This is a genomic window from Sphingomonas bacterium (assembly GCF_903644135.1).
Taxonomy (GTDB): domain Bacteria; phylum Pseudomonadota; class Alphaproteobacteria; order Sphingomonadales; family Sphingomonadaceae; genus Sphingomonas.
The window spans coordinates 1-4,057 of record NZ_CAHJXA010000264.1 but is presented as its reverse complement, the minus strand read 5'-3'; the positions used below and the strand labels follow the sequence as shown (position 1 = coordinate 4,057).

At 69.3% G+C, this 4,057-nt stretch carries 3 protein-coding genes and 1 tRNA gene; all 4 read right to left on the bottom strand.

All coding sequences use genetic code 11. The annotated features are described in order from the left end of the window. Positions 1–18: 18 nt before the first annotated feature. The 4 genes from HUU96_RS12575 to mreD all read right to left on the bottom strand — a co-directional run bounded on the left by HUU96_RS12575 (position 19) and on the right by mreD (position 3,886). Positions 19–94: transfer RNA gene (locus HUU96_RS12575), tRNA-Lys, on the bottom strand. An 81-nt stretch (positions 95–175) separates the two neighbouring features. Beyond that, positions 176–1,291: a rod shape-determining protein RodA gene (gene rodA, locus HUU96_RS12570; RefSeq protein WP_174293108.1), complete on the bottom strand. Its 1,116-nt coding sequence runs from the start codon at positions 1,289–1,291 to the stop codon at positions 176–178. Further along, on the bottom strand, positions 1,288–3,363 hold the full coding sequence (gene mrdA, locus HUU96_RS12565; RefSeq protein WP_174293110.1) for a penicillin-binding protein 2: 2,076 nt from the start codon (positions 3,361–3,363) through the stop codon (positions 1,288–1,290). Before mrdA ends, rodA begins: the two co-directional genes overlap by 4 nt. 13 nt (positions 3,364–3,376) lie before the next feature. Then, entirely contained in the window at positions 3,377–3,886 is a 510-nt protein-coding gene (mreD, locus tag HUU96_RS12560) for a rod shape-determining protein MreD (protein ID WP_174293109.1), read from the bottom strand. Positions 3,887–4,057: the final 171 nt, after the last annotated feature.

Genomic DNA, 4,057 nt, shown 5'->3' with positions numbered 1-4,057 from the left:
GTAAGTCGTTGAAAAGATTGGTGGACGCACTTGGGCTCGAACCAAGGACCCGCTGATTAAGAGTCAGCTGCTCTACCAACTGAGCTATGCGTCCATGACCGGCGGGGCGGCAGGCCGTCCGCGATCGGAAGCGGGCGGTTAGCATCGCGGGCGGGCGATGCAAACCCTTTTTGCGCTACCAGCCGGGGGTACGGCGGTTCTGGCGGTCGATCGACATCAGGATGCCGAGCGACAGCAGCACCGTCATCTGCGCCGAGCCGCCGAAACTCACCAGCGGCAGCGGGATGCCGACCACCGGGGCCATGCCCATCACCATCGCCAGGTTGATCGCGACGTAGAAGAAGATCGTCGTCGCCAGCCCGGCCGCGGTCAGCCGCGCGAAGCGACCCTGCGCGCGCCCGGCGACCCCCATCGCCCAGCGGATCACGAGAAAGAAGAACAGGATGAGCAGGACGCCGCCGACCAGTCCCCATTCCTCCGCCATGGTCGCGAAGACGAAGTCGGTCTGGCGCTCGGGCAAATAGTCGAGCTGGCTCTGGGTGCCGTGGAGGAAGCCTTTGCCCAGCAGGCCGCCCGAGCCGATCGCGATCTTCGACTGGCTGATATGATAGCCCGTGCCGAGCGGGTCGCTCTCGGGATCGAGGAAGATCAGGATGCGGTTGCGTTGATAGTCGTGCAGCGCGAACCTGAGCGCGAGCGGCGCGGCGACCGCCACCGCCAGCACGCCCGCGACGAACAGCCGCAGCGGCACGCCGGCAAGGAACATGATGACGACGCCGCCCGCGCCGATCATGATCGCGGTGCCGAGGTCGGGCTGCAGCATCACCAGCGCCGCCGGCACGCCGATCAGCGCCGCCGCCGGCCAGATGCCGGACCAGCGGCGGGTCTCGGCGATTGGCAGGATGTCGTAGAAGCGGGCAAGGGCGAGGATGATCGCCGGCTTCATCAGCTCGCTGGGCTGAAGGCGGATCAGCCCCAGGTCGAGCCAGCGTTGCGACCCGCCGCTGATCTTGCCGAGCAGCTCCACCGCGACCAGCGCCAGGACGAGCAGGCCGTAAGCGGGCAACGCTCCCGCCTTCCAGATCCGCTCGGGCACGCGCGACAGCATGATCGAGGCGGTGAGGAACGCGAAGAAGCGGATGCCCTGCGACCACGCCCATGGCCGCACGCTGCCGCCCGCCGCCGAATAGAGGACCACCAGCCCGAAACAGCCGATGGCGAGCACCATCATGATCACCCGCCACGGCAGTTGCGCGACCGGTTCGGGTACGAAGCCGAGCCTGCCCCTCATTCGTCCTGCTCGGTGGTGCCGTCCTCGGCGACGCTGTTGCCGCCCGGGCCTCTCGCCTGCAGCGCCGCCGCCTGCGAGTTGGCGGCGTCGGTGGCGTTCTCCACCGCGGACGAGTCCGTCGGCACGACCGCGTCGGTCTTGGTCGCCTCGGCGGCGGCGGTCGGGGCCTGCGCCGCCTTGTACGCCGCCGCCTGCGCCGCCATGCGCGTGGTGATGTCGCCGCCCCATTCCGGCTCCAGCGCCGCCAGGCTGGCGAGCGCACGGTCGCGGTCGAGGAGATAGGTCATGATGTCGCGGCCGACACCCGGTGTGTCGAGCGCGCGGACGGTATGGCCGCCATGTTCCAGCACGACGCTGGCAGCATAGCGCGGATTGTCGGCCGGCGCGAAGCAGACGAACAGGGCATGATCGCGCAGCTTGAACGGCAGGGCACCGTTTTTGAGCACGCCATGGGCGCGCTCCGCCATGGTGATGCGGCGGACCTGCGCGGTGCCGGTCTTCGCCGCCAGCCGAACGCCAGGGATCGCCAGCCGTGCCGCGCCGCCGGTGCCGCCGCCGTTGACCACCGCGTCCATGCCGGCGCGGATGATGTCGAGATGCGCGGGGTCGAACGGCAGCAGCGGCGGTTGGCCGACATTACCGGCCAGCAACCGGGGCTGTATCGCCCGCCCCGACGCGATCCGCGCCGCCATCACCGCGAGCTGCAGCGGGTTGGCGAGCACATAGCCCTGACCGATCGAGGCGTTGATCGAATCGGCGACGGTCCATCGCTGCTTGTAGTGCCGCATCTTCCAGGCGCTGTCGGGCACGGTGCCGAAGCGCTGGCCGGCGAGCGGCAGGTCGAACTTCTGCTCTAGCCCCATCTGACGGACGATCGGCGCAAAGCGGTCATAGCCGAGCCGGCGCGCCATCTCGAAGAAATAGATGTCGCAGCTCTGCGCGATGGCGCGCTTCATGTCGACATGACCGTGACCGTGCTTCGCATGGCAGTGGAAGGTGCCGGTGCCGACGCGGATCGAGCCGGTGCAGACGACGCCGTCGCTGGGCTGCACCCCCGCCTCCAGCAACGCCAGCGCGTGCATCGGCTTCACCGTCGAGCCGGGCGGGTACAGCCCCTGCGTCACCTTGTTCATCAAGGGCACGTGATCGTCCTGCGACAGCATGTTCCATTCGAGGTGGCTGATCCCGTCGGAGAAGCTGTTGGGATCATAGGCGGGCATCGACACCAGCGACAGGATCTCGCCGGTTTGGCAGTCCATCACCACCGCCGAACCCGAGTTGGTGCCGAGCCGCCGCGCGGCATATTCCTGCAGGCCGACGTCGATCGTCAGCCGCTGATTGCCGCCCGGCGTGCCAGGCCGGGTGGCGAGGCTGGCGATCAGCTTGCCGCGCGCGGTCACCTCGTTGCGCTTGGCCCCTGGGGTCCCGCGCAGCGCCGGCTCCAGCGTCTTCTCCAGCCCGTCCTTGCCCAATTTGAAGCCGGGCACGACCAGCAGTGCCTCGTGCGTCGCCTTGTACTGGTCGGCGGTGGGTGCGCCGACATAGCCGGTCAGGTGCGCCACCGCCGCGCCGGCCGGGTAGTGGCGCGCAAAGGTCTGCGACGGAGCGACACCGGGCAGCTCGGGCAGGTGGACGTTGACGGCGGCGAACTGCTCCCAGTTCAGCTTGTCGGCGATCTGGACCGGCTGGAACCCGGCGGCATTGTCGAGATCGATGCCGATCCGCGCGATCTGCTCCGGGGTCAGCGTCAGCAGGCGGGCGAGCGTCGCCAGCACCTGCTCACGATCCTCCAGCCGGTCGGGGATAATGTCGACGCGGAAGCTGGTGCGATTGTTGGCGATCGGCACACCGTTGCGATCGACGATCCAGCCGCGGCGCGGCGGCACCAGGGTCAGGTTGACGCGGTTGCTCTCCGACAGCTGGGTGAAGTGCTTGTTCTGCGCCACTGCCAGCCAGCCCATCCGCGCCGCCAGCGCGACCCCCACCGCGCTCTGGCCGATGCCGAGCAGCCAGGCACGGCGCGAGAAGCTGAACGAGTGGCTTGCCTCGGACACGAAGCTGCCCTCGATCATACCCAAGGCCTTCTCATACCATGCCCCGCTTGGCGTCGATCCACGCGACCAGCCGGGCTGCGACCGGGAAGAGCAGGGCGGTCGCCGCCGCCTGCACGCCGACAATGGCGTCGACATGCGCCGCCAGCGGGACGGCGATGAACCGCCCGGCGATGAGGCAGAAGGCGGCCGCGCCTGCGGCGATCAGCCAGTCCTGCCAGAACTCGCGGAACAACAATCGCTGCTCGACCAGCTCGATCGCCAGGAAGCACAGCGACCAGAGCAGCACCGCGCTGCCGAGCGGCTGACCGCTGACCAGATCGTCGAACAGCCCGAGCGGCCCTGCTGCCCAGCGCCGCAGCGCGAACGGCGCGATCAAGCGCCAGGCGAGCAGCATCAGCAGCCCGAACGGCGGCAGGATCGGTATGGTCACGACCAGCGGCAGCGTCGCCAGCAACGACCCCGCGACCACCGAAAGCCACGGGATCGCCCGCGCCCGCCCGGGGGCCAGCGGCTGGCGGAAGGGGCGATAGTCGGCGTCGATCACCGGCCGGGTCCCGTCGTCGGCGTCGCGGCGGGTTGGGGCAGGAAGGCTCGCTCGACGATCGCCACGTCCAGCGTCGTCGGTGTCGCAAAGGTCGGCGAGGGTACGCTGTCGATCCCGCCCGAGCGCAGCCGCGCGACCGGGATGCCGGGCGCGTACAGCCCGCCGATC

Bases quoted from the DNA above. Each gene is read 5' to 3' on its own strand.
- rodA (WP_174293108.1), bottom strand. From the start codon at position 1,291: ATGAGGGGCAGGCTCGGCTTCGTACCCGAACCGGTCGCGCAACTGCCG.
- mrdA (WP_174293110.1), bottom strand. From the start codon at position 3,363: ATGATCGAGGGCAGCTTCGTGTCCGAGGCAAGCCACTCGTTCAGCTTC.